A 21,323-nucleotide genomic window follows, 5' to 3' on the forward strand; every position below is an offset into this window, starting at 1 on the left:
GCTTTTTAAATTAAATATTGATAGGTAATTATTTAACGCCTCCGCCAAGTGCTCTGTATAAATCAACCGTAGCTTGTAGCTGTTCTAATTTATCACTAACTTGTCCCAATTGGGCACTCAATAAATTTTGTTCAGCAATCAATACTTCCGTATAATCAGCCTCACCGGCTTTCAATAACTCTTGGGTAAAATAAACTGCCGTGCCTAAAGACTCTACTTGTTTAGAGCGAGGAGCATTTTTACTCAATGAAGCCTCATAAGTATACATAATGTCAGACACTTCTTTACCTGCTGCTAAAACCGTCTTTTGGAATGTCAATAAAGACTCTTCTTGTTGAGCCTTACGTATTCTCAATTGACCGATCAACTGCTTTTGAGCAAAGATAGGCTGAGTAAGGCTACCAATGATATTTGCTATAATATTCTCAGGTTTAAAATTTTCTACAAACCCAATCATAGACCCTGTATTAAGTGTCAATGAAGGATAAAAGCTTGCCTGAGCTGCATTAGTTAATTCAAATGCACTTCTAAAACCAAGTTCCGCCTGTTGTACATCCGGACGTTTTGCTAACATCTGTACTGGCACCCCGAACGATATTTCTTCCGGAACATTTTGATCTTGTATAGATGAACGTACTACCGAACCTGGTTTGCGAGCCAACAACAAACAAAGGCTATTTTCTAATGTTCTAATCTGAATTTCAAGACTAGGAATACTTACTGCAGTACCATACAGCAAACCTTTACTTTGTTCTACTGCTGCACCATTCAACATTCCGGCATCTTTCAATGCCTGCATTGTTTCGCTGCTTTGCCTTAGTAAGTCAACTGTTTCCTTAGTAACCCGCAATTGCTCATCTAAAGCCATCAAAGAATAATATGATGTAGCAATATTAGATATTAAAGATGTCTGAATCAAATCTTTATAAGCCTGACTCGATAACATTTGAGCAAACGAAGCCCGAGCCTGCCTGTTAATTTTACCCCAAAGATCTGCCTCCCAAGTAACAGCTATTCCTAAACCATATTGTGTATTACTGTATCCCAAAACATCTTTTACTCCAGCATTGTTTACACTGGTTCTTGATTGATTGAATTGACCTACTAATGCAACATTTGGAAAATAAGCTGCTCGAGCCATACTCAAATTAGCTTCTGCTTGTTGAATACGAGTATAAGCAATTTGTAAATCAAAGTTTTGAGCCAACCCCTCTTCAATCAAAGCCTGAAGTATGGGATCCTGAAAGTATTCTCTCCACGATAAATCTGCGACAGTAGTAGTATCAGTAGGATTCTCATCTCTGAATAACTCCTCTGAATCAACTTCCGGAGTTTTGTATTTATTGACAACCTGACAGGAACTGAATCCTATTGAGGCTGTAAGCCCCAATAGAACGATTCCCTTGATATATTTCTTATTCATATTATTTCTATTTACTTGCTTGCTATTGTCTTATCATCAGAATTCAACACACCCGATTTACTAAATTTCTCTTGTATATTTTGGAAGATGATATAAAGAGATGGTATCACCAATACTCCAATCATCGTTCCTATAAACATACCACCGATAGCACTGATACCAATTGATCTATTACCGATAGCACCGGCTCCTGATGCAAACATCAAAGGCATAAGACCAAAGATAAAGGCAAAAGATGTCATCAAGATAGGACGCAAACGTGCAACTGCACCATTAATAGCTGCATCAACAATACTCATACCTTGTTGACGACGCTGTATGGCATATTCTACAATCAAAATTGCATTCTTCGAAAGAAGACCGATCAACATGACCAGCGATATCTGGACGTAGATGTTATTCATAATTCCACTACCTCCTATCATGGCAACAAATATAAAGATGAATACTCCCGCAAGACCAACCGGCAAGGATATAATAACTGCCAATGGTAGAATATAACTCTCATAAAGAGCTGCCAACAGTAGATAAACAAAGATTAAACAAAGACCAAATATCAGGATTGTTTGGTTACCACTACTTACCTCCTCGCGAGTCATACCCGAATATTCATAACCATATCCGGCAGGAAGCGAAGTTTTGGTAATCTCATCAACCAATTTTATTACGTCTCCGGTTCCATAACCTTTAAAGAAGTTAGGTATAATAGTTACATCCATCGATGAGAACATATTGAAACGAGTCAACGCCTGAGGACCTGTTACATCAGTAAATGTAAGGAACTCCGTAATAGGTGCCATTGTTCCATTAGCTGTAGGTACAGATATCTTATCTAAATCTTCCAACTTAGATCTATACTCGGGCGAAGCCTGAACCATTACCCTAAACTGTTTTCCATACAAGTTAAAGGTAGATACATACATACTACCGATATAAGCCTGCATAGTAGTCATCACCTGTGTAAGAGTTAAACCTGACTCTTTTATCTTCGCCATATTCACCTCTATCTGTTTTTGAGGAAAACTTGGGTTAAAAGATGTCATCGCCATCATTACCTGCTCTTTGGACTTAACCTCATCCAAGAATTTATTAGTTATCTCATAGAATTTATTAATATCTCCCCCTGTTTTGTCCTGAAGTTTCATTTCAATACCCGGAGTCATACCAAATCCTTGTAGAGTAGGCATTCCGAAGAACATAAATGTAGCATTCTGTATATGAGCGGTTTTAGCCGTCAAAGTATTGGTTAGCTCATCTATAGTTATCTTACGTTCCGACCATGGAACCATTTTTATAATAATTGAGGCATAAGAACTTCCCGATCCGCTCAAGAAGCTGGTTCCTGCAATACTGGTAACATCACTCACGCCTTCAATACTTTTCACAATTGCTGTTACCTCTGCAACAACAGAATCTGTTCTCTCAAGAGATGAACCTGGAGGCAAAGTAATCATACCCATCGCATTACCACCATCTTCCTGAGGTACGAATCCTTTAGGTATTATCATCACCATCAATACATACAAGATTGCAGAGCTTATCAGAATTATAAGTACTGTAATCCAACGATGTCCTCTCTTTCCTAAGAAATGTAGACTTGATTTATATTTTTGAGTAGCAGCATTAAAACCAATATTAAAGCTATAGTAAAAACGTTTGATAAAACTTTTCTTTTGACTATGCTCTTCACTATGAGGTTTAAGGAATAAAGCACATAAAGCAGGACTTAATGTCAAAGCATTAATAGCTGAAATGACAATAGAAATAGCTAATGTCAAACCAAACTGCTTATAAAATATACCACTTGTCCCACCGATAAAACTTACCGGAATAAATACCGCTGCCATTACCAATGTAATAGATACAATAGCCGGAGCAATTTCTTTCATCGCATTCATTGTCGCCACTTTAGGGTCTTTAACTCCCGAGTCGAGCTGAGCATGCACCGCCTCGACGACGACTATCGCATCATCGACGACTATACCAATAGCCAGAACCAAAGCAAACAAAGTCAGCAAGTTGATAGAAAATCCGAATAGTTGCAGGAAGAAGAATGTACCGATAATAGCTACCGGAACTGCAATAGCCGGAATCAACGTTGAACGGAAATCCTGAAGAAATATAAACACAACGATAAACACCAGGATGAAAGCTTCAATCAAAGTATGGATTACTTTTTCGATAGATGCATCCAAGAAATCATTTGCATTAAATAAATAAGTCAACTTCAAACCTGGAGGGAACGAAACTTTAGCATCTGCCAATGTTTTTTGAATATTGTCGATAATCTCCTTTGCATTTGATCCTGCTGTTTGACTAACAGCTATAACTACAGATTGCGTTCCGTTGGTAAGGGAATTAATAGTATAATTAAGTGATCCTAATTCAACATCCGCAACGTCTTTGACACGTAATATTTGCCCGTTTTGCGAACGAATTATGATATCTTCAAATTGCGTAGCCAATTTTAGACGTCCCGTATATTTCAATGTATATTGAAAAGACTGATCACTATTTTGCCCCAATTCACCAGGGGCAGCCTCAATATTCTGATCTTGTAGAGCAGCAATAACTTCCGAAGGCGATATCTGATAAACACTCATCAAGTCAGGTTTAAGCCAAATACGCATCGAATAATCCTGTGCACCATATACCATCGCTTCTCCTACCCCAAACACACGTTTGATCTGAGGTAAAACATTGATATTCGCATAATTTTGGATAAATCGCCCATCATAATCCGGATTATCACTGGTTAGCGACATAAACATAATAGTACTACTCTGTTGTTTTTTAACGGTAACCCCTACTTTTATTACCTCTTCAGGCAGCAAAGGTGTTGCACGGGCAACCATATTCTGAACATTTACTGCGGCAATATCAGGATTAACTCCTTGTTTAAAGAATACAGTAATAGTTGCTTGTCCGTTATTAGAAGCCGAAGATGTCATATAAGTCATCCCTTCTACACCATTTACTTGCTCTTCGATGGGGATAACAACACTGTTCATTACCACGTCAGCATTAGCACCACTATAATTGGCGGTAATTTGTACCGTGGGGGGGGCAATATCAGGATACTGGGCAACAGGCAGCGTAAGCAGCCCTATCAGCCCCAATATCACAATAATGATTGAAATCACTGTAGATAATACAGGTCTTTCTATAAAGGTTTTTAACATTGTATTCTTTTTATAGTTTTAATTTTTATTCAAGTAAAGTCCAAAAACTTTTATATGTTGGTTAGGTATAAACACAACTATCTATTACAAGAGAGAATGTTGCAAAAAATACTCACCTCCATTTATAAACTTACTGAACTTTTATTTTCGCACCATTACGAAGAGTTATCACTCCATCAGTCACGATACGGTCTCCATTAGAAAGTCCACTTGTTACAGCATAATCTTGTCCACCGGGTATTTGTAGTACAGATACGATAGTTTGCACAACCGAATCTCCCTGAACTTTATAAACCAACACTTTATCCTGTTGAGCAAATGTTGCTTTTTGAGGAATAATTAAAACATTCTCTAAGTGTCTAGGTATACTAATTTTTCCACTAGTACCACTTCTCAACAACCCTTGAGGATTAGGAAAATCAGCTCTAAAGCTAACTGATCCGGTAGCAGTATTTACAAGCCCCGAGATAGTTGAAACCCTACCTTTTTCAGGATATACTGTTCCATCTGCCAGAATAAGTGATAATTCGGGCATATTTTTAATTTTCTCTGCCTGAGTATTTCCGGGTGCTTTTTGTAAAAAGTCCATTAAGTCCTTTTCGTTCAAGGAAAAATAAACATAGACATTACTCGTATTTGCCACAGTAGTCAAAACATACGCTTTATCAACAAGACTTCCCAAACGATAAGGTATAGCTCCTACGATACCATCAACAGGGCTAGTTACACTAGTCCAAGCAACTGTAGATTTTGCCTGTGCCAATGTTGCTTGTGCCTGTGCCAATGTTGCTAAAGCCGATTGGTAAGAATTTTCGGTAGTTTCCAACTGAACATTACTTACAATACCCTTTTGAGCCAAAGGACGTATACGCTCCACATTAAGCTTAGCCGTATTTACAGCTGCTTGAGCACTGGCTACCGATGCTTGAGCTGAAAGTAAAGTCTGCTCCGATTGCGGCGAATTTATTTTAAATAAAGCCTGTCCCTTTCTAACAACAGCTCCTTCATCAACGTAGATTGCTTCAATAAAGCCATCGATACGTGGTCTTATTTCAATATCCTCTTGTCCTTTTATTGTTGCAGGATATACAGATTCCAAAACTGTATTCTGCTCACTCAATACGGCAGTAGGATATACCGGTGCCTCTTCTTTCGGTGCTTCTTGCTTACTGTTTCCACAAGAAACAAGTAACAAGGCTACTAATACCCCAACACTTAACCTATTCAAAAACATACCTAATATTATTTAATTATTTAACTTGTTTAATACATCCAATAAAGATCGTAATTGCGCTTTTAAGGCATCACCATCCATGTGCTCTAAGAGTTTATCTGTTGACTGGTGAACTTTATTTATCGCTTTTAGAAAAAGCTCTGTACCATCATCAGTTATTTCAACAATACGTGCTCTTGTATCTATTTTACTCGCTTTTCTGTCGATCAATTTTTTCTTGTGCAGATTTCGAAGAATGGTGGATGTTGTCATTGGATCAACATTTGTTACATTCGAAATTGCAATTTGTGTCACTTCTTGTTCTGTTTGGCTCAGATGATAAACAGCAGACAAAACTTCCATTTGAGATCCCGTCAATCCAAATTCATCCAAAAGTTTATGTTTACCTCTTTGCCATGATTTCATTATTTGCCATATAAGAAAGCCTAAATCATTGTATGGATCCCCTATTTCACAACCTTTATTCATTACTTACCCATTATCTATTTTAATTTATGGGTGCAAATATACTAAGTACACTTATAATAAGTACACCTACTATCAAGGAAAATGAAAACATTTAACATCTTTTTCATAAATTCTAACGTATCCAAGAATGAAAAAATAGAGGGGTTGAATTTACGAAAAAAGGACAGATTGCCAAAAACAACTGTCCTTTTTTATTTATTAAAAAGAATATTTACTCTTTTAAATCTACAATAAGCTGTAATTCTTTCAATTGTTCATCATCGATAACAGACGGAGCATCAAGCATAACATCACGCCCCGAATTATTCTTAGGAAATGCAATACAATCACGGATTGAATCTAATCCGGCAAATATTGAAACCAACCTGTCTAATCCGAAAGCAATACCAGCATGGGGAGGCGCACCATATTTGAATGCATTCATTAAGAAACCAAACTGAGCCTGAGCTTTTTCTTCAGTGAAACCTAAAACTTGAAACATTTCTTTTTGCAATTCACTGTTATAAATACGCTCCGAACCTCCACCTATCTCAACACCATTAATTACTAAGTCATAAGCATTGGCTCTCACATCTCCCGGCTCTGTTTTGAGAAGTGGGATATCTTCTTCTTTAGGACTTGTAAAAGGATGATGCTTTGCAAAATAACGCCCTAGCTCTTCATCTTTTTCTAACAGAGGGAAATCAATTACCCACAGACAGTTAAATTTATTTTTATCTCTTAAACCTAAACGCTCTCCTACTTCGAGGCGAAGTTCACCTAACTGCTTTTGAGCTTTTTCTGTATCTCCACAAATGATAAGTATAAGATCGCCCGGTTCTGCCCCGCAACGATCTGCCCATTTTTTCAAATCTTCGGGAGTATAAAATTTATCTACGGAAGATTTTAAAGAACCATCTTCTTCATATCTCAAATACACCAAACCTTTTGCTCCGATTTGTGGGCGCTTTACAAAATTGGTTAATTCATCCAATTGTTTTCGGGTATAAGATGCACAACCTTTCGCACAAATAGCACCTACATATACTGAGCTATCAAAAACAACAAAATCTTTGCCTGTCGTTAAATCCTTCAATTCAACAAATTTCATTTCGAATCGAGTATCTGGCTTATCAGATCCATAATACTTCATGGCATCAGCATACGTCATACGAGGAAAATCCGGAACATCTATATCCTTCATTTTTTTGAATAGATTTTTTGTCAACCCTTCAAATATATTCAAAATATCTTCCTGACCTACAAATGACATTTCGCAGTCTATTTGGGTAAATTCAGGCTGACGATCCGCACGTAAATCTTCGTCTCTAAAGCATTTTACGATCTGAAAATATCTATCGAATCCTGAAACCATCAACAGCTGCTTTAATGTCTGAGGAGATTGAGGCAAAGCATAAAACTCTCCCGGATTCATACGAGAAGGCACAACAAAATCTCGTGCTCCCTCTGGAGTAGAACCTATAAGTACAGGGGTTTCTACTTCCAAAAAATTCAATTTATCTAAAAAGCTGCGCGTTTCAAATGCAATTTTATGTCTAAGTTCTAAATTTTGTCGTACAGTATTACGCCTTAAGTCTAGATAACGATACTTCATACGAATATCATCACCGCCGTCTGTTTCGTCCTCAATTGTAAAAGGAGGCGTTTCGGACGAATTTAAAACAACTATTTTAGTTGGAACCAATTCGATATCTCCGGTTAGCAAAGTACTGTTCTTGCTCGAACGCTCTTGAACGATTCCAGTTACTTGCAAAACCCATTCACGTCCAAACTTATTAGCCTCTTCATAAAGATCAGTATTTGAATCTTTATAAAAAGCTAACTGAGTAATGCCATAGCGATCGCGAAGATCGACAAAAGTGATACCTCCTCCCAACTTACGCACTTTCTGCACCCATCCCGACAGGATAACTTCCTTATTTTCATCTGCTAGCCTAAGCTCTCCGCATGTATGACTTCTATACATAGTAAAATTTTTGACTAATATGTATTCTATTTCTTGAGTTACAAAAATACGTATTTTATTGTGCTGATCACATTTTTTCAAAAAAAAATCTTCAAATATTTTGTTATTAAAAAATATGTCATACCTTTGCATCGCATTTGAGAAATCAAACACGGGATGTAGCGCAGTCCGGTTAGCGCACCTGCTTTGGGAGCAGGGGGTCGTGGGTTCGAATCCCGCTATCCCGACGAAATTAAAAAGCTGATTTTCAGCAATCTAAAAGAAAAGTGATCTGGTGTATTTTATGTATAAGGTCACTTTTTTGTTTAAAAACGGTCGTTTGTACTTAGTATTATGTAAAATCAATGCTATAATTTCTATAACTATTCTATAACCGTTTTTTTCCTAAAGACTTTTTTCATAGATGTGTTTTTGCCTGCCAAAAATAAAACAACTATGGCTACATTTAAACCTGTAGTATTTTCATCTGCCAAACATTTAAAACAAGATGGGACTACAAATATCAAAATACGTATTTATCATAATAGTTCTACTCAATACGTACCTACACAATATTATATTTCCCCGAACCAATTATTAAAATCCGGGAGTATTGCTGAAAGAAGAAGAAATTGTTGCTTGCGAGTATAATAACGATCCACTAGCTATCGGTTTTAAAGGTCACTTAAACGGAGGAAGCTTAAGTCAAGGAATTTGAGGTATCGGCAGTGCAGTGTCTCAATTCGCACCTGCTGTTTCTCAATTCGGTCAGGATTTGGGTAATATCGTTGGTAACGATGATCTTGGGAGCAAGATTTCAGGTATTGCAGATGCAATAGGCGGTTTAGGGCAAACAGCACAAGGAGTAGGTCAAATAATGTCAGGGGATGTAATAGGCGGAACTATGGCTGTTGTTTCCGGTATATCTAAAGTCGTAGATGCACTGGATGGACTCTTTGGTGCTGACTACTCGAAATTCAATGCTATGAAAGAGCAGTATGACAGCCTGAACGAAGTGTGGGATCAACTGATAGATAAAAAGAAAGAATATCTATCGATGGCATACGGAGAAGAGGCTAAAAGAGTAGGTAAAGAAGCAGAAGATTTAGTCAACAAGAGTATTGAGTCCTATCGATTACTAGGAAAAGAATATTTAAACTCAGGAGCCAGCGCAGGTTCTCACTCTAAAGGCGTAAGGCAAAGAGAAAGAATGAATTCTGAAGGTTGGGAACAATTACAGCAATGGGCAAATAATAATGATATCTCTGAGTCATTATACGGATCTGTTTCGGGAGGAAGAATGACAGGTCTATTTGATCTCACATCTGAACAATTACAAAAACTAAAAGAAGATGCTCCTACATTCTGGGCCAAGCTAAGCGATGAGACTAAAGAATATCTTAATAATATAATAGACGGAGCAGAGAAGATAGAGGATATCAATAAATCGATAAAAGAACAGCTTACTCAAGTTTCATTTGACAGTGTATTCGATGATTTCATTGATACACTCATGGATATGGATAGTTCATCTAAAGACTTTGCCGATAATTTCGCTAACTATTTGCAAAAAGCAATACTCTCAAGCTTAGTGGCAGACAAATACCGTGAAAAGCTACAATCATGGTATGATAATTTTGCAAAAGCAAATGAAGAAGATGGTATCGATGCTAAAGAATACGCAGACCTCCAAGCTGAATATAATAAAATAGTAGAAGATGCCTTAAAGGAGCGGGATGCGCTTAAAGATTTATTGGATTGGACCGGCTCAGATTCTTCCTCTTCTCAATCTGCTTCGAAAGGTGATTATGAAACCATGAGCCAAGATACAGGTAAAGTTCTGGAGGGTAGATTCACAGCTATTCAGATGAGTATGATTAATGTTGAAGGATATATATTAACTCTACTTAATATAAATACAGATTCTAATAATACACTGAAAGCTTTTGCCTCAAACTTCCAAGAGATACGCAATATTGTGCTCGACATGATGTATAATATCCAAGATATAAATAAAAATACCAAAGAGCTGTACGAGATAAATTCGGAGATAAAAGGTATGAGTAGGAAATTAGATAGCTTGTAGAAAAAGTGTACATTATTTAGAATTAAAAGAGTTTTAAATTATAATGCTATAAAACAATAATTGATATATTGTGTTCGATTTTTAACACTAATAATATGATACTATGAAAAAATGTATATTTGTATTTATCTCTCTATTTTCATGTCTAGTTTTTCAATATTCTTGTTCCCAAGATGATAGCCTGCCCTCTTCGGAGTCTAATACGTCGGATAACTCATCACTAAGGACTATGGCGATATATACAGATTGGTCTGGAGAAATAGAAGTTATTATCACCTCAAAAGCTATAACTGGGTATCATAACTCTGTTTCAGTTGATGTTCCATCAGATTATGTGGTAGTAGGTGGAGGTGCTTCTATTTCACACATCGGAAATAGTGGAGCTTTATTGACTGGTTCCTTTCCAAATATGTCGCTGACTAAATGGACTGCAACCTCCAAAGATCATTTAGAAAAGCAACTTCATACACTAACAGTGTATGCTATCGGTATAAAATTAAAGGGTGTTACAAAGAATACACTTAAAAGCTATATGACAGTTCAAACAGCAACAACAATAGGGGTTGCTGGGAAAATAACCAATACTAACGTCAATATGCTTTCAGGCTATATGATTGTTGGAGGAGGCGCCGAAATTATTCAAAAATCAGGACCTGGTGTTTTATTAACCAAATCAAGTCAGGATTATTATGTTGTGAGTGGAGCCGTCATGCTTAATAGTTGGCGTGCACAAGCTAAAGATCATATAGAACAATCTACTGCTGATTTAAAAGCATATGTGATTGGTATCAAAAAAGATATACCTGGCTTTGGCGAATTAGAAACTTTTAGTACCAGAAAATTTGCATGGTCAACAGCTTCGTCCGGAGCTTTTACAACTACAGTTGATATTGAAGCAGAATGGGTACCTACATGTGTTGGTGCTGGAGCTAATTGGAATGGATATGGAAGAATGCTCTATAGCATGAAGCCCTCTTATCATCAATTTAGCGGAACAACAACAGATCATTTAAAAGCTGATACCCCTGTTGCTATTGATCTTGTATATAATGTAATAAGAAAAAAGAAATAACGATTATGTTGATATCGTGATTAAAAGAAAAGGCCCTTCATAATGAAGGGCTTTTTCTTTGCTATTTTTCAACTGTCAATTCTATTAGCAATATACCTAACTCTCGAGCTTTCTCAATAGAGAGAAATGTTGGTATTTCAATATCTCTATCTTCTGTCGGATAATAACCATGTAGTAGAAAAAATACACAATCTTGTTTTTCCTGAGTACTGTCAGTTGTTTGGACTGATTCTCCGACTGTCATTTGAACATCGGTTAAAGTTTCAATTTGAATTGATCTTTTTTGATTCATTTTTTTGTATTTAATTAATTATCATCTTAAAATACGCCTACTGGTTCTCGGCTTTTAATAATCGCTTTAGCAACAATTTTTGCTGAATTTTGACATTCTAGCTTGCACCTATTTTCACCATTAATATTTTTAGCTTCAATATTATGTCTAGCCAATGTTTCGGCAAAATCAACAGCTGATAATTCTAGCTCTGACATATTATCTCTTATTTTAGCTGTATCGGGTAGATTTTTCTTTTCTCTGATTGTAGAAGTTCCACCTTCTCCGTATAACGGCTCATAAATTGCATTGGTGCACTTCTTGAAGCCTACCAAAGCTATCAATGGCGGTTAATGGCTATGCCGATCGTGCAGCGATATGGAATAGAGCAAAGGAGGTGTTGAAATGAAAACAACACAATTAAGGTTTTATATTAAGTACCTAATCATTAGCTTATTGATAGGCTTTATTATAGGAGGACTTGTTTGTTTCTTTATAGGCCGATCCACTATCAATACCAAAACTGAAACCGCATATGTTAAGGGTGAAACAGTAAGAGATTGGTTCCCGATTCTTACACCGTTCAAGGTTACCAAATCTAGTGATCAGATCTATTTACGTGATACAATAAACGGAAAGATCGATACAGCCGGTATAATAGCTGATTGGGTATTAAAGAGAGATTATAGACAAACCCTTTTCGATAATAATAACGGAAAGCTTGATATTGATTTTACGGTACAATATAACAAGCCGTCTGACTTAAGATATTTCTATATTCCCATCAAGAAGTAAATACAATATACAAAGTAAAAACATGGCAGCCGTTTGTTTCGGCTTCATATTCGACTCTAAACTATGTGAGTGTTGGTGGTGGTATATTCTATCACAATCTAGGTTTTGAATTAAGATATGTTACTGACTTTAATAAAAAAGGTGTTGATATTGGCTTGAAGTATAAGTTTTAGACTAATTATTATAATATAATAGAAATAAATGAGAAATTAGTCAAGAAGTGCTTCTGTTTTTGTCTTTACATTGCGATAATAAACTTTAATACAAATAACTATGAAAAAACTATTGTTATTAATGATGTTCATAGCATCTAGTTTACTGAACATCAAAGCTAAAACAGGAACTATACAAGGTCCGATAAGTGTTTCTGTAGGCACATCTCATGAATACACATTAAAACTAAACACGCCTGTAACCCAGGATACATATGTAACAGTCGCTACTGCATTTGGCTTCATAAATAAAGAAAATGAATCAATGCAATCTTTAAAAATTTCAAAGGGTTCATATGAGCTTAAATTTATAGTAAAGTGGATGACCTCATCTACAGGAGCAAATATCAATATAAATGGGCAAGGAGGGTCAACTATTAATATTTTTCGACATGATATAGTAGTGAAAAGTGAGACAGCTACTATTAATCCAGGAACTGGAACCGGATGTTGTAAAGATCTATATAAAACAGGTTCTACAAGTGCTATACTGGAAGGACCTTTGGTCCTTAGAACCGGTGAGGAAGCTGAATATAAAATTAAAGGAAATCAATACGACAATAGGGGACATGAAACATGGGATATCAGTCGAGAATTTCTGGAAGTTATCAAAGAAACCCCCATATCGATAAAAGTAAGAGCAAAAAATATAGCTACAATGGATGCATATATTTATGTTGATTTATGTTGATTTCTGCTATTGTCTCTCGCTCCAGGGGAAAAATGACATATTAGCAAAAAAGAGAATGTATATTACTATAATCCCGAACTTTAAAATAGAACCTATTTCAGCATTGGCTGTTTGTTCTGGTGGGAATGCATCATATAAGCTCGCAGGGTACGGTATAGGTCTTGATGTAGAATGGAGAGGCAGTGCTAATATGACTTTAATTTCTGGACAAGGTACAGCTAATGCCATATTCAAATCAACTGGAAATGGTGCAGGAATTGTGAGTGCGTTTATAAAATATAAGGGAGAGAATTTTATTTGTGAAAATTCCAGAGTTTGGATAGGACCTGAAGCATCTCCAACTATCGATGGAGATCTCGGGTCAATCAATACGGCAAGGCTGAATAGCGAATATGGGTTTTATGCAAAAGGCCTACCTCGAAATACTATAGGACAATACAGATGGGGGTATGGAGCCAAGAATTCATTAAAATATATAGAAACAGATATAAATTTTGTCGTATTAAAATCCCCTTCTTCCGGCACATCATTTATGGTTACATTGTCAGTTGAAAATCCATGTGGTTGGAGTCCACCTAGCTCTATAGTCTATCGCATTAATAGCGGAGGAAAGGATAAAGGACCTGTTTACCCTCTTAAAAATGCACTGGTAATAGATGAAGATCAACCTGAGATCAAATCCGTAAAAATATACAACCTATCAGGTGTACTAGTATATTCTGATAATGCAGTTGATGGCAGTTTCGATATTAAATCGACTGTTTTAACCGATGGAGTTTATATCATTGAGAAATTTGATGGAGAAAACAGAACTTCAGAAAAGGTAATGTTGAAGCGATAATATAATGATTTAAGTTAGCAAAAGAACCTCTCATTTTCTGAGAGGTTCTTTTTTTATACGTACATGCAATTTGCATGCAACAAGTAGGATTAGATGAAATGATAGCAAATAGGACTAAACACCAACGTTCTATAAGCAAACTTTCATATTATTTCTTCTTTTCACATATGATATACACCCTTCAAAAAAAGAATAAGCAAAGCTAGATTTTTTTTCTATTTTTAATCTGACTTATTTACAGATAAACACTTAATGGAGGTTCTTTTTAATACTCAATTCAGCAGAGTATATCTGCTATCATTCCTTGCTAACTGATTATTCTCCACCTTTACTTTAGATAAAAACCTATTTAAATACCCCTCTAATACCTAAACTATTTTTAGGCTATTTTGTTAATTAGTATATTACAAGTTTTAAATTATTATCTTATATGGCTACTAATACAAACCAGGCTGTAAAACTGGGAGTTTTTACACTTGTCATTATGAATATTACTGCAGTTGTTTCCCTAAAAGGACTTCCTGAGGAAGCTGTTTATGGATTAAGTTCTGCATTTTATTACTTATTGGCAGCTCTTGTCTTTCTTATTCCAACGTCATTAATAGCTGCCGAATTAGCAGCCATGTTTCAAGATAAGCCAGGAGGAGTATTTCGCTGGGTTGGTGAAGCATTCGGCAAGCATTTTGGACTTATGGCTATATGGCTTCAATGGACCCAAAGTATATTTTGGTATCTCACAACATTAATATTTGGGGCTGTTGCAATAGCTTTTATTGGGCATAATAGTGGACTTGATGCAGAGTTATCAAACAATAAGTATTATACATTTCTTATTGTTATTGCCATGTTTTGGATTGCAACTTTTATATCGATGAAAGGTATGGGATGGACAAGCCGGATATCGAAGATAGGAGGGCTTATCGGAACTGTTATTCCAGCTGTATTACTTGTTATTTTAGGTATAATGTATCTTGCTAGTGGCGGGCAGTCGCAAATGAATTTTCATACAAATTTTATTCCTGACTTGTCTAACTTCAATAACTTTGTTTTGGCAGTAGGAATATTTTCATTCTATGCCGGAATGGAAATGAACAGTATACATATTACAGAGATGAGTAATCCTGCAAAGAATTACCCTAAAGCGATTTTCATCAGTGCACTTATCACTGTAGTTGTATTTATACTGGGTACTTTTGCCTTAGGTATCATCATTCCACAGAAAGATATAAGTCTTACTCAAAGCCTTTTGGTTGGTTTTGACAACTATTTTGCATACATCAAAGCATCCTGGATGTCTCCCATTATTGCCGGGGCACTTGCAATAGGTGTATTTGCAGCAGTATTAGTTTGGGTATCAGGGCCGTCAAGAGGACTTTACATTGTAGGAAAAGCCGGATACCTTCCGCATTTTTTTCAAAGAACGAATAGTAATGGGATACAAAAAAATATACTTATTGTTCAAGCTATTATTGTAAGTGTTTTAAGTCTTTTCTTCATCATATCACCATCTATTGATACTATTTACCAAATATTTACACAGATTGCAATTATACTATATCAGATAATGTATATGTTTATGTTTGCTGCTGCTATAATACTACGTTATACAATGAAAGATACGGATCGTCCGTTCCGCATCGGCAAAAAAGGCAATTCACTTATTTGGATCATAGGAGGTTTAGGCTTTATAGGGTCAACTCTTGCTTTTATCATCTGTTTTATTCCACCGGCACAAATAAATATTGGAAGTATCGTCGGTTGGTATGCTATCCTTATTGTTACCTGCATGTTATTTGTGATAACTCCATTTGTAATATATACTTTTAAGAAAAAATCGTGGACTGACCCTAATCAAGGAATACCTCCTTTTCACTGGGAAACTAAAAAGAAACTGCTTAAGCTATTTAGGGATGAATTAAAACAAGACGAAAAAGAATAAGATAAGACTAATTACAACCATAACTGTTTTATCAGAATTACAAAAGCAGTAAAGATGTGTTATGAAAAATAGAACTCTATTTCATAGAGTTCTATTTTTTTCAGAAGATTATCATGTCGCTATAGAAAGCTCCTTTTTTATAACTTACACACGAGTAAGGTCCAACATTTTTTAACAAACAAGAAGGTAATAATATACTATATTAGGATATCAGTATCTTTAAGTTTAGTACTTTTAAATTGAAATAAAAAATTAGATTTATTTTATTTTTTCACATACTCAATTAGCCTGTCTCGTGGAATAATATTAAGTAAGAACACATATATTCTATGAATTCAACATTACTTGAACTACTTGATCGAATAAAAGGAGCTAAGCTTTACTCATCATCTTATAGAGCTAGAGTATATATTCCTTATTCTATAGATTACAGCCCTTTTTATGCAAAAACAAAAGTCTACTTTGAAGTAGTGAACGACAAATTAAAGTTGTTTGTTGATGTATCTTCCAATGACTACAATGAAGAATGGTGCAAACAGGAGTCTGAACGTTTAGAGCAAATTATCCACAAACAATTTTATGAAATTATATATAATTGCGAACTTAAACGAAAAAATAGTCCTTTGCATATTCGATTAAAAGATAATCTCAGTCTATTAACACAAGAAACAATACCTTATTACGATGGAGCCCTTAGTTTCTTGTCCAAGATGAAAGTTTCAGCTTTAGTGTCCGAATCGCAAACTGACCGTTGGTATATTTCGATACGACTTGCACAAAGCAGATATAACGCCAAATATATAAATAAACTACATGTATTTTTATCCCAAGTCTCTATAGAAGATTTTAAGCAACAATTATTTACAATATGGCCCAACTTAACAATGCCGATTCTTTTTACCAGCATTGAAAGTCTCAGTTATAATATGCAGGTATATTTAAACTTATTAGAATATACTGACGGATCTACAATGCTGATTATTGATGATTGCCACATGTTTAAATCACCTGATACCATACGTTCTCAGCGTATATATAAAATTGCACGCTTGTGTAGTTATAAACTGGTGATGACAAACTCCCTGATTGTTAATAATATTCATGATATTTATATGCCCTATAAAATTTTGAGTGACTTAATTCTAGGGTATTACCATTGGGATGATTTTTCGAAGATGCATATTATTTACGGAGGCTTTGATGGCTCTGAAATACTTGGTTATAAAAATCTATCCTACCTCGTAAATATGACAGAACCATATACATATGCGTTGGAAGAGAGAAAAACTGCTAAACGATCAATCTCAATCAAAACATATATATGTGACCTGACAGATAAGCAGAAGTATTATTATAAGAGAAAGAAGAATGAACTGCTAACACTCATCGATCAAAATAAAGTTCAACTCCATGATGTGTACAGGATACTTATAGAGATGCAAAAAATAGTTTGTGGATATGTTCCTATCAATAAGTTCGATAAGATTAATAAATTGGCATTACTCAAAGAACACACAGGAGAATATCAATGTATAATTCTTTGTAAATACCTGTTTGAGGTCGATCTGTTAATCAATTTTCTAGGAAAAATAAATTGTGCTGTTTTCTGTGGTAAAAATAGTAAATGGAGAAAAGATGAGAAATTGATGTTTGACCACAGAGAAAAGCGATATTTAATTTCGACACTCGCTATGCAAGACAGTAAATTAAATGATCTGAAAGGCTATTATGATATTGTATTCTTTAGCCCGTCTTTTAAATACATCGAATATAAGCGCTGTTTAACATATATAAAGAACAGCCACTTAAGAAGTTCAATATCGGTAAAACGCTTCATGACAAACTCGGGTATAGACCGAAAAATCATGGAAAATTTGAAACGTAAAGAAAAATTAGCCGATCAACTACAAGAATTACTCGTTAATAAAACCAAACTTAAAGATTTTGTAGCATGCCTATAAATGAAACAGATAACAAGACAATGCGAATAGAAAAGATATGGGGAACAGATCATGCTCTTTATAATCTGATAGGACCTTTCGTTATGAATCCTGATGTTATCCGCATCAATGGAGGATACCCTTTTAAAAATACAGAAGACCACGTCTGGTATATTTCAATTACAGGAAAAAACATGGTTACAGGCTTTATTTCGATTGCCAATAACAAACTATGTAATGATTTTACATGGCAGGACTACAATTTACTGGAGCTACTTATTCTACGAGCTATAGCCGATCTCGAAAAAGATACGGTTGTTTCCTTCATGGCTCATTCGGATGAACTCCCTACCCTTCACAAACTAGGCTTTGTAATCGTAAAACCGGGTATCAATTATTCTAAGATGAGCAAAACGATATGAATATTCAAAAAAACAGAAATGTTTACGAAATGGCTATTGAGCGCATTGAGTATATTTTTTCAAACTTCGAGAATATTTATGTTTCTTTTTCAGGAGGAAAGGATAGCGGAGTAATGCTGAATCTGATTCTCGACTACATGAGGACCCACCATATAAAACGAAAAATATCCGTTTTATATATTGATGTCGAAGCATCATACTCGAAGACCGTAGAGTTTATTGAGGAAATGTTTCTTGACAATCTTGATCTCATAAATCCTTATTGGGTATGTTTACCTATGATCACAACTAATGCCGTTTCGATGTATGAGCCTTACTGGATTTTTTGGGATCGAAACAAGCAGGAGAAGTGGGTACGACCAATGCCTACACACGAATTTATTATCAACGAGAATAACAATCCTCTTGACTTTTACAAGAAGGATATGACTTTCGAAGATTTCATCACTTTGTTTGGCGATTGGCTGGCAAATCGGTACTCATCAAAAAAAGTAGCCTGTTTAGTAGGTATCCGTTCAGATGAAAGTCTCAACCGATACCATGCCATAAACAGAAAAGATAAATCATCATATCACGATAAAAGATATTCAACCCGTATTACCGAATTGACATATAACTTCTATCCTATCTACGATTGGAATGTGGAGGATATATGGGTTTATAATGGAAAATTTCACAAACCGTATAATCGTATCTATGACCTGTTTTACAAAGCGGGAATACCTCTTTCAAAAATGAGGATATGCGAACCTTATGGGGATGAACAGAAAGCAGGATTGAGCCTCTTCAAAGTATTGGAGCCCGAAACATGGATCAAGGTAGTAGATCGTGTTAGCGGGGCTAATTTCGGAAATATTTATTGTGGAACAAAGGCGTCGGGAGCCAGACGTATTGATTTGCCCGAAGGACATACGTGGAGAACTTATTGTAAATTTTTACTGAATACTTTGCCCAAAGAAACGCGAAATATATATGTCCGAAAATTCCGAAAATTTATTCGTTACTGGAATAAAGTCGGATCGCCCGTTGCCGATGAAGATATTCTTCAGTTAGATGAAAATATAATCATTAATACACATACTTTTAGTAACAGAGGAACTAAAGATAAATACGTGATTAAATTCAGAAGTATACCCGATGTTTTGCCCGGTCTTGACAATAAAACTGATTTTTTATCATGGAAACGTATGTGTATGGCAATTATTAAAAATGATATAACCTGTCATTCGCTGTCATTCGCACTTACAAAAAAACAAATACTAAGACAACAAGAATTGATTCGTAAATACAATGAAATGCTATGAAAGATAATATACGGGCAACGGTCGATCAACTATGTCAATACATAGAAAATACTCCCGATGTCGAAAAAAAAATAGATACTTTAAATTACATCCGTGCTATGCTACATAGAGTAAGCCCACTGAAACATCACCCTGTTGATTTTATCGCTTGGGAAAAATCAGAGAATATAGAAGGCAATAACTATAATCCAAATAGTGTAGCTCCTCCTGAGATGAGATTATTAATTACATCCATAGAGGAAGATGGCTATACAATGCCCATCGTTACCAGTCCTGAAAATGAATCATTACGGATTGTAGACGGATTTCATCGAAGGCAATCGGAAATAAAATCAACAAAAATATCAACTAGTACATATGGTAGATTGCCAGTAACCTTTATACGTGAGGAACAGCGAGGGCTAAGCGATAGAATGGCGTGTACAATACGTCATAACAGAGCCAGAGGGGCACATAATATTGATCTGTTATCAAGTATTGTCAGAGAACTGACCCTAATTGGAAAATCGCCCAAATGGATCGCTAAAAACATAGGGATGGACATGGATGAGATACTTCGCCTCAAACAATTAACCGGTATAGCAGCTTTATTTGCTGATGAGGATTTCTCGATAAGCAGAGAGTAGAATTATCTACTTTGATAGTATATTTTAATTACGAACTATTTATGTTATTACATGAAAAGCAATAAATATATAAACTTATTTAAGTAAATTAATGTTTATACTTCATATAGTATTTACGTTATGAATAAGACATCTCATCGCTGTGCGAATTGTAATAATGCTGTAAAAGGAGATTTTTGTAATAGATGTGGACAATCGATTAAAGTCTCTCGCATTAATTTGTCCCACCTTGTTGAAGAACTGCAATTCAGTTTCTTGCATATAAACAAAGGGATGCTCTACACAATAAAGGAATTGTTACTAAGACCCGGATACACAATAAAAGCCTACTTAAGCGGTAAAAGAGTAAAATATTTCAAACCTTTTGGTTTCCTTCTTATATGGGGGTCAATTTATAGCTTGGTACTTCATTTCTTTAATGTATATCCTGACTCCGAAGTCAATCAACAGGATAATCCGATTTTTGATAATGACTTTATCTACAATTGGTATTACTCTCACTACTCCATAGTTCAGCTTCTCATAATACCTTTTTATGCTTTATCGTCTTATATCCTATATCGAAAAAGCAACTATAATTATATTGAACATTTAGTAATATACTCTTATACAGACGGTATAAAAGTAATTATTCTGATATTGCTTTACCCTTTATTTTATTACACCCACTCAAAAGATGTATATTCAATTACATTAGCGATTCTCTATCTATATAACACGTACGTTCTGGTACAATTATTCAAAACCTCATCATGGACTAAGGCAATTTTAAAGGCTGTACTAAGTATCATTTTAACTCTGGTCGTTGCTTCTATTACAATAATAGCTATTCTGGAAGGTATTCATCATTTTCTAAAAGTATTCTGAAAATA

19 protein-coding genes and 1 tRNA gene are annotated in these 21,323 nt (G+C 35.4%); 13 read left to right on the top strand and 7 right to left on the bottom strand.

Features of this window, described 5'->3' with window-relative positions; translation table 11 throughout:
• Positions 1 to 28 precede the first annotated feature (28 nt).
• The 5 genes from G7050_RS17135 to aspS form a co-directional block, all read right to left on the bottom strand.
• Positions 29 to 1,423 (bottom strand): efflux transporter outer membrane subunit, encoded by a 1,395-nt coding sequence (locus G7050_RS17135; protein WP_166117484.1) that lies wholly within the window; start codon positions 1,421 to 1,423, stop codon positions 29 to 31.
• Between the two features lie 11 nt (positions 1,424 to 1,434).
• On the bottom strand, positions 1,435 to 4,605 hold the full coding sequence (locus G7050_RS17140) for an efflux RND transporter permease subunit (protein WP_166117485.1): 3,171 nt from the start codon (positions 4,603 to 4,605) through the stop codon (positions 1,435 to 1,437).
• Positions 4,606 to 4,735: 130 nt separating this feature from the next.
• Positions 4,736 to 5,839, bottom strand: coding sequence for an efflux RND transporter periplasmic adaptor subunit (locus G7050_RS17145; RefSeq protein WP_166117486.1), 1,104 nt, complete (start codon positions 5,837 to 5,839; stop codon positions 4,736 to 4,738).
• 12 nt (positions 5,840 to 5,851) lie between these two features.
• Positions 5,852 to 6,307 (bottom strand): MarR family winged helix-turn-helix transcriptional regulator, encoded by a 456-nt coding sequence (locus G7050_RS17150; RefSeq protein ID WP_166117487.1) that lies wholly within the window; start codon positions 6,305 to 6,307, stop codon positions 5,852 to 5,854.
• A 211-nt stretch (positions 6,308 to 6,518) separates the two neighbouring features.
• Positions 6,519 to 8,273, bottom strand: coding sequence for an aspartate--tRNA ligase (aspS, locus tag G7050_RS17155; RefSeq protein WP_166117488.1), 1,755 nt, complete (start codon positions 8,271 to 8,273; stop codon positions 6,519 to 6,521).
• 152 nt (positions 8,274 to 8,425) lie between these two features.
• Here aspS and G7050_RS17160 point away from each other — a divergent pair.
• From G7050_RS17160 to G7050_RS17175, 4 genes are all read left to right on the top strand, one after another.
• Positions 8,426 to 8,500 (top strand) — tRNA-Pro (locus G7050_RS17160).
• Between the two features lie 208 nt (positions 8,501 to 8,708).
• The gene (locus G7050_RS17165; protein ID WP_166117489.1) at positions 8,709 to 8,903 is read left to right on the top strand and encodes an Arm DNA-binding domain-containing protein; all 195 of its coding nucleotides are present in this window, start codon (positions 8,709 to 8,711) and stop codon (positions 8,901 to 8,903) included.
• Positions 8,904 to 8,985: 82 nt separating this feature from the next.
• Positions 8,986 to 10,338: a hypothetical protein gene (locus G7050_RS17170; RefSeq protein WP_166117490.1), complete on the top strand. Its 1,353-nt coding sequence runs from the start codon at positions 8,986 to 8,988 to the stop codon at positions 10,336 to 10,338.
• A 229-nt stretch (positions 10,339 to 10,567) separates the two neighbouring features.
• Positions 10,568 to 11,410 carry a hypothetical protein gene (locus tag G7050_RS17175; RefSeq protein WP_166117491.1) on the top strand — a complete coding sequence of 281 codons (843 nt, stop codon included), beginning with the start codon at positions 10,568 to 10,570 and terminating at the stop codon, positions 11,408 to 11,410.
• A gap of 61 nt (positions 11,411 to 11,471) precedes the next feature.
• Here G7050_RS17175 and G7050_RS17180 read toward each other — a convergent pair whose 3' ends face one another.
• Together G7050_RS17180 and G7050_RS17185 are read right to left on the bottom strand one after the other, a co-directional pair.
• Positions 11,472 to 11,702, bottom strand: a complete 231-nt coding sequence (locus G7050_RS17180; protein WP_166117492.1) for a hypothetical protein — start codon at positions 11,700 to 11,702, stop codon at positions 11,472 to 11,474.
• 26 nt (positions 11,703 to 11,728) lie between these two features.
• Positions 11,729 to 11,899, bottom strand: a complete 171-nt coding sequence (locus tag G7050_RS17185; RefSeq protein ID WP_166117493.1) for a hypothetical protein — start codon at positions 11,897 to 11,899, stop codon at positions 11,729 to 11,731.
• A gap of 187 nt (positions 11,900 to 12,086) precedes the next feature.
• On the opposite strand from G7050_RS17185, the gene G7050_RS17190 reads away from it, so the two are divergent.
• The 9 genes from G7050_RS17190 to G7050_RS17230 all read left to right on the top strand — a co-directional run bounded on the left by G7050_RS17190 (position 12,087) and on the right by G7050_RS17230 (position 21,318).
• Entirely contained in the window at positions 12,087 to 12,476 is a 390-nt protein-coding gene (locus G7050_RS17190; RefSeq protein ID WP_166117494.1) for a hypothetical protein, read from the top strand.
• Between the two features lie 294 nt (positions 12,477 to 12,770).
• Positions 12,771 to 13,379: a hypothetical protein gene (locus tag G7050_RS17195; protein WP_166117495.1), complete on the top strand. Its 609-nt coding sequence runs from the start codon at positions 12,771 to 12,773 to the stop codon at positions 13,377 to 13,379.
• Between the two features lie 55 nt (positions 13,380 to 13,434).
• Complete coding sequence (locus G7050_RS17200; protein ID WP_166117496.1) at positions 13,435 to 14,220, top strand: T9SS type A sorting domain-containing protein; 786 nt, start codon at positions 13,435 to 13,437, stop codon at positions 14,218 to 14,220.
• A gap of 430 nt (positions 14,221 to 14,650) precedes the next feature.
• Entirely contained in the window at positions 14,651 to 16,159 is a 1,509-nt protein-coding gene (gadC, locus tag G7050_RS17205; protein ID WP_166117497.1) for a putative glutamine/gamma-aminobutyrate antiporter GadC, read from the top strand.
• A gap of 329 nt (positions 16,160 to 16,488) precedes the next feature.
• Positions 16,489 to 18,120, top strand: coding sequence for a hypothetical protein (locus G7050_RS17210; protein ID WP_166117498.1), 1,632 nt, complete (start codon positions 16,489 to 16,491; stop codon positions 18,118 to 18,120).
• Positions 18,111 to 18,521 (top strand): hypothetical protein, encoded by a 411-nt coding sequence (locus G7050_RS17215; protein WP_166117499.1) that lies wholly within the window; start codon positions 18,111 to 18,113, stop codon positions 18,519 to 18,521. Before G7050_RS17210 ends, G7050_RS17215 begins: the two co-directional genes overlap by 10 nt.
• Entirely contained in the window at positions 18,518 to 19,825 is a 1,308-nt protein-coding gene (locus G7050_RS17220) for a DUF3440 domain-containing protein (RefSeq protein ID WP_166117500.1), read from the top strand. The genes G7050_RS17215 and G7050_RS17220 overlap by 4 nt, the downstream gene beginning before the upstream one ends.
• Positions 19,822 to 20,451, top strand: coding sequence for a ParB N-terminal domain-containing protein (locus G7050_RS17225; protein WP_166117501.1), 630 nt, complete (start codon positions 19,822 to 19,824; stop codon positions 20,449 to 20,451). Before G7050_RS17220 ends, G7050_RS17225 begins: the two co-directional genes overlap by 4 nt.
• A gap of 120 nt (positions 20,452 to 20,571) precedes the next feature.
• The gene (locus G7050_RS17230) at positions 20,572 to 21,318 is read left to right on the top strand and encodes a DUF3667 domain-containing protein (protein WP_166117502.1); all 747 of its coding nucleotides are present in this window, start codon (positions 20,572 to 20,574) and stop codon (positions 21,316 to 21,318) included.
• Positions 21,319 to 21,323 lie beyond the last annotated feature (5 nt).

Origin of the sequence: Dysgonomonas sp. HDW5A, assembly GCF_011299555.1 — a bacterium.
Lineage (GTDB): Bacteria > Bacteroidota > Bacteroidia > Bacteroidales > Dysgonomonadaceae > Dysgonomonas_A.

What these genes read in the sequence shown, in the direction of transcription:
- G7050_RS17135 (WP_166117484.1), bottom strand. Translation starts at nt 1,423, where the DNA reads ATGAATAAGAAATATATCAAGGGAATCGTTCTATTGGGGCTTACAGCC.
- G7050_RS17140 (WP_166117485.1), bottom strand. Translation starts at nt 4,605, where the DNA reads ATGTTAAAAACCTTTATAGAAAGACCTGTATTATCTACAGTGATTTCA.
- G7050_RS17145 (WP_166117486.1), bottom strand. Translation starts at nt 5,839, where the DNA reads ATGTTTTTGAATAGGTTAAGTGTTGGGGTATTAGTAGCCTTGTTACTT.
- G7050_RS17150 (WP_166117487.1), bottom strand. Translation starts at nt 6,307, where the DNA reads ATGAATAAAGGTTGTGAAATAGGGGATCCATACAATGATTTAGGCTTT.
- aspS (WP_166117488.1), bottom strand. Translation starts at nt 8,273, where the DNA reads ATGTATAGAAGTCATACATGCGGAGAGCTTAGGCTAGCAGATGAAAAT.
- G7050_RS17165 (WP_166117489.1), top strand. Translation starts at nt 8,709, where the DNA reads ATGGCTACATTTAAACCTGTAGTATTTTCATCTGCCAAACATTTAAAA.
- G7050_RS17175 (WP_166117491.1), top strand. Translation starts at nt 10,568, where the DNA reads ATGGCGATATATACAGATTGGTCTGGAGAAATAGAAGTTATTATCACC.
- G7050_RS17180 (WP_166117492.1), bottom strand. Translation starts at nt 11,702, where the DNA reads ATGAATCAAAAAAGATCAATTCAAATTGAAACTTTAACCGATGTTCAA.
- G7050_RS17185 (WP_166117493.1), bottom strand. Translation starts at nt 11,899, where the DNA reads ATGTCAGAGCTAGAATTATCAGCTGTTGATTTTGCCGAAACATTGGCT.
- G7050_RS17190 (WP_166117494.1), top strand. Translation starts at nt 12,087, where the DNA reads ATGAAAACAACACAATTAAGGTTTTATATTAAGTACCTAATCATTAGC.
- G7050_RS17195 (WP_166117495.1), top strand. Translation starts at nt 12,771, where the DNA reads ATGATGTTCATAGCATCTAGTTTACTGAACATCAAAGCTAAAACAGGA.
- G7050_RS17200 (WP_166117496.1), top strand. Translation starts at nt 13,435, where the DNA reads ATGTATATTACTATAATCCCGAACTTTAAAATAGAACCTATTTCAGCA.
- gadC (WP_166117497.1), top strand. Translation starts at nt 14,651, where the DNA reads ATGGCTACTAATACAAACCAGGCTGTAAAACTGGGAGTTTTTACACTT.
- G7050_RS17210 (WP_166117498.1), top strand. Translation starts at nt 16,489, where the DNA reads ATGAATTCAACATTACTTGAACTACTTGATCGAATAAAAGGAGCTAAG.
- G7050_RS17215 (WP_166117499.1), top strand. Translation starts at nt 18,111, where the DNA reads ATGCCTATAAATGAAACAGATAACAAGACAATGCGAATAGAAAAGATA.
- G7050_RS17220 (WP_166117500.1), top strand. Translation starts at nt 18,518, where the DNA reads ATGAATATTCAAAAAAACAGAAATGTTTACGAAATGGCTATTGAGCGC.
- G7050_RS17225 (WP_166117501.1), top strand. Translation starts at nt 19,822, where the DNA reads ATGAAAGATAATATACGGGCAACGGTCGATCAACTATGTCAATACATA.
- G7050_RS17230 (WP_166117502.1), top strand. Translation starts at nt 20,572, where the DNA reads ATGAATAAGACATCTCATCGCTGTGCGAATTGTAATAATGCTGTAAAA.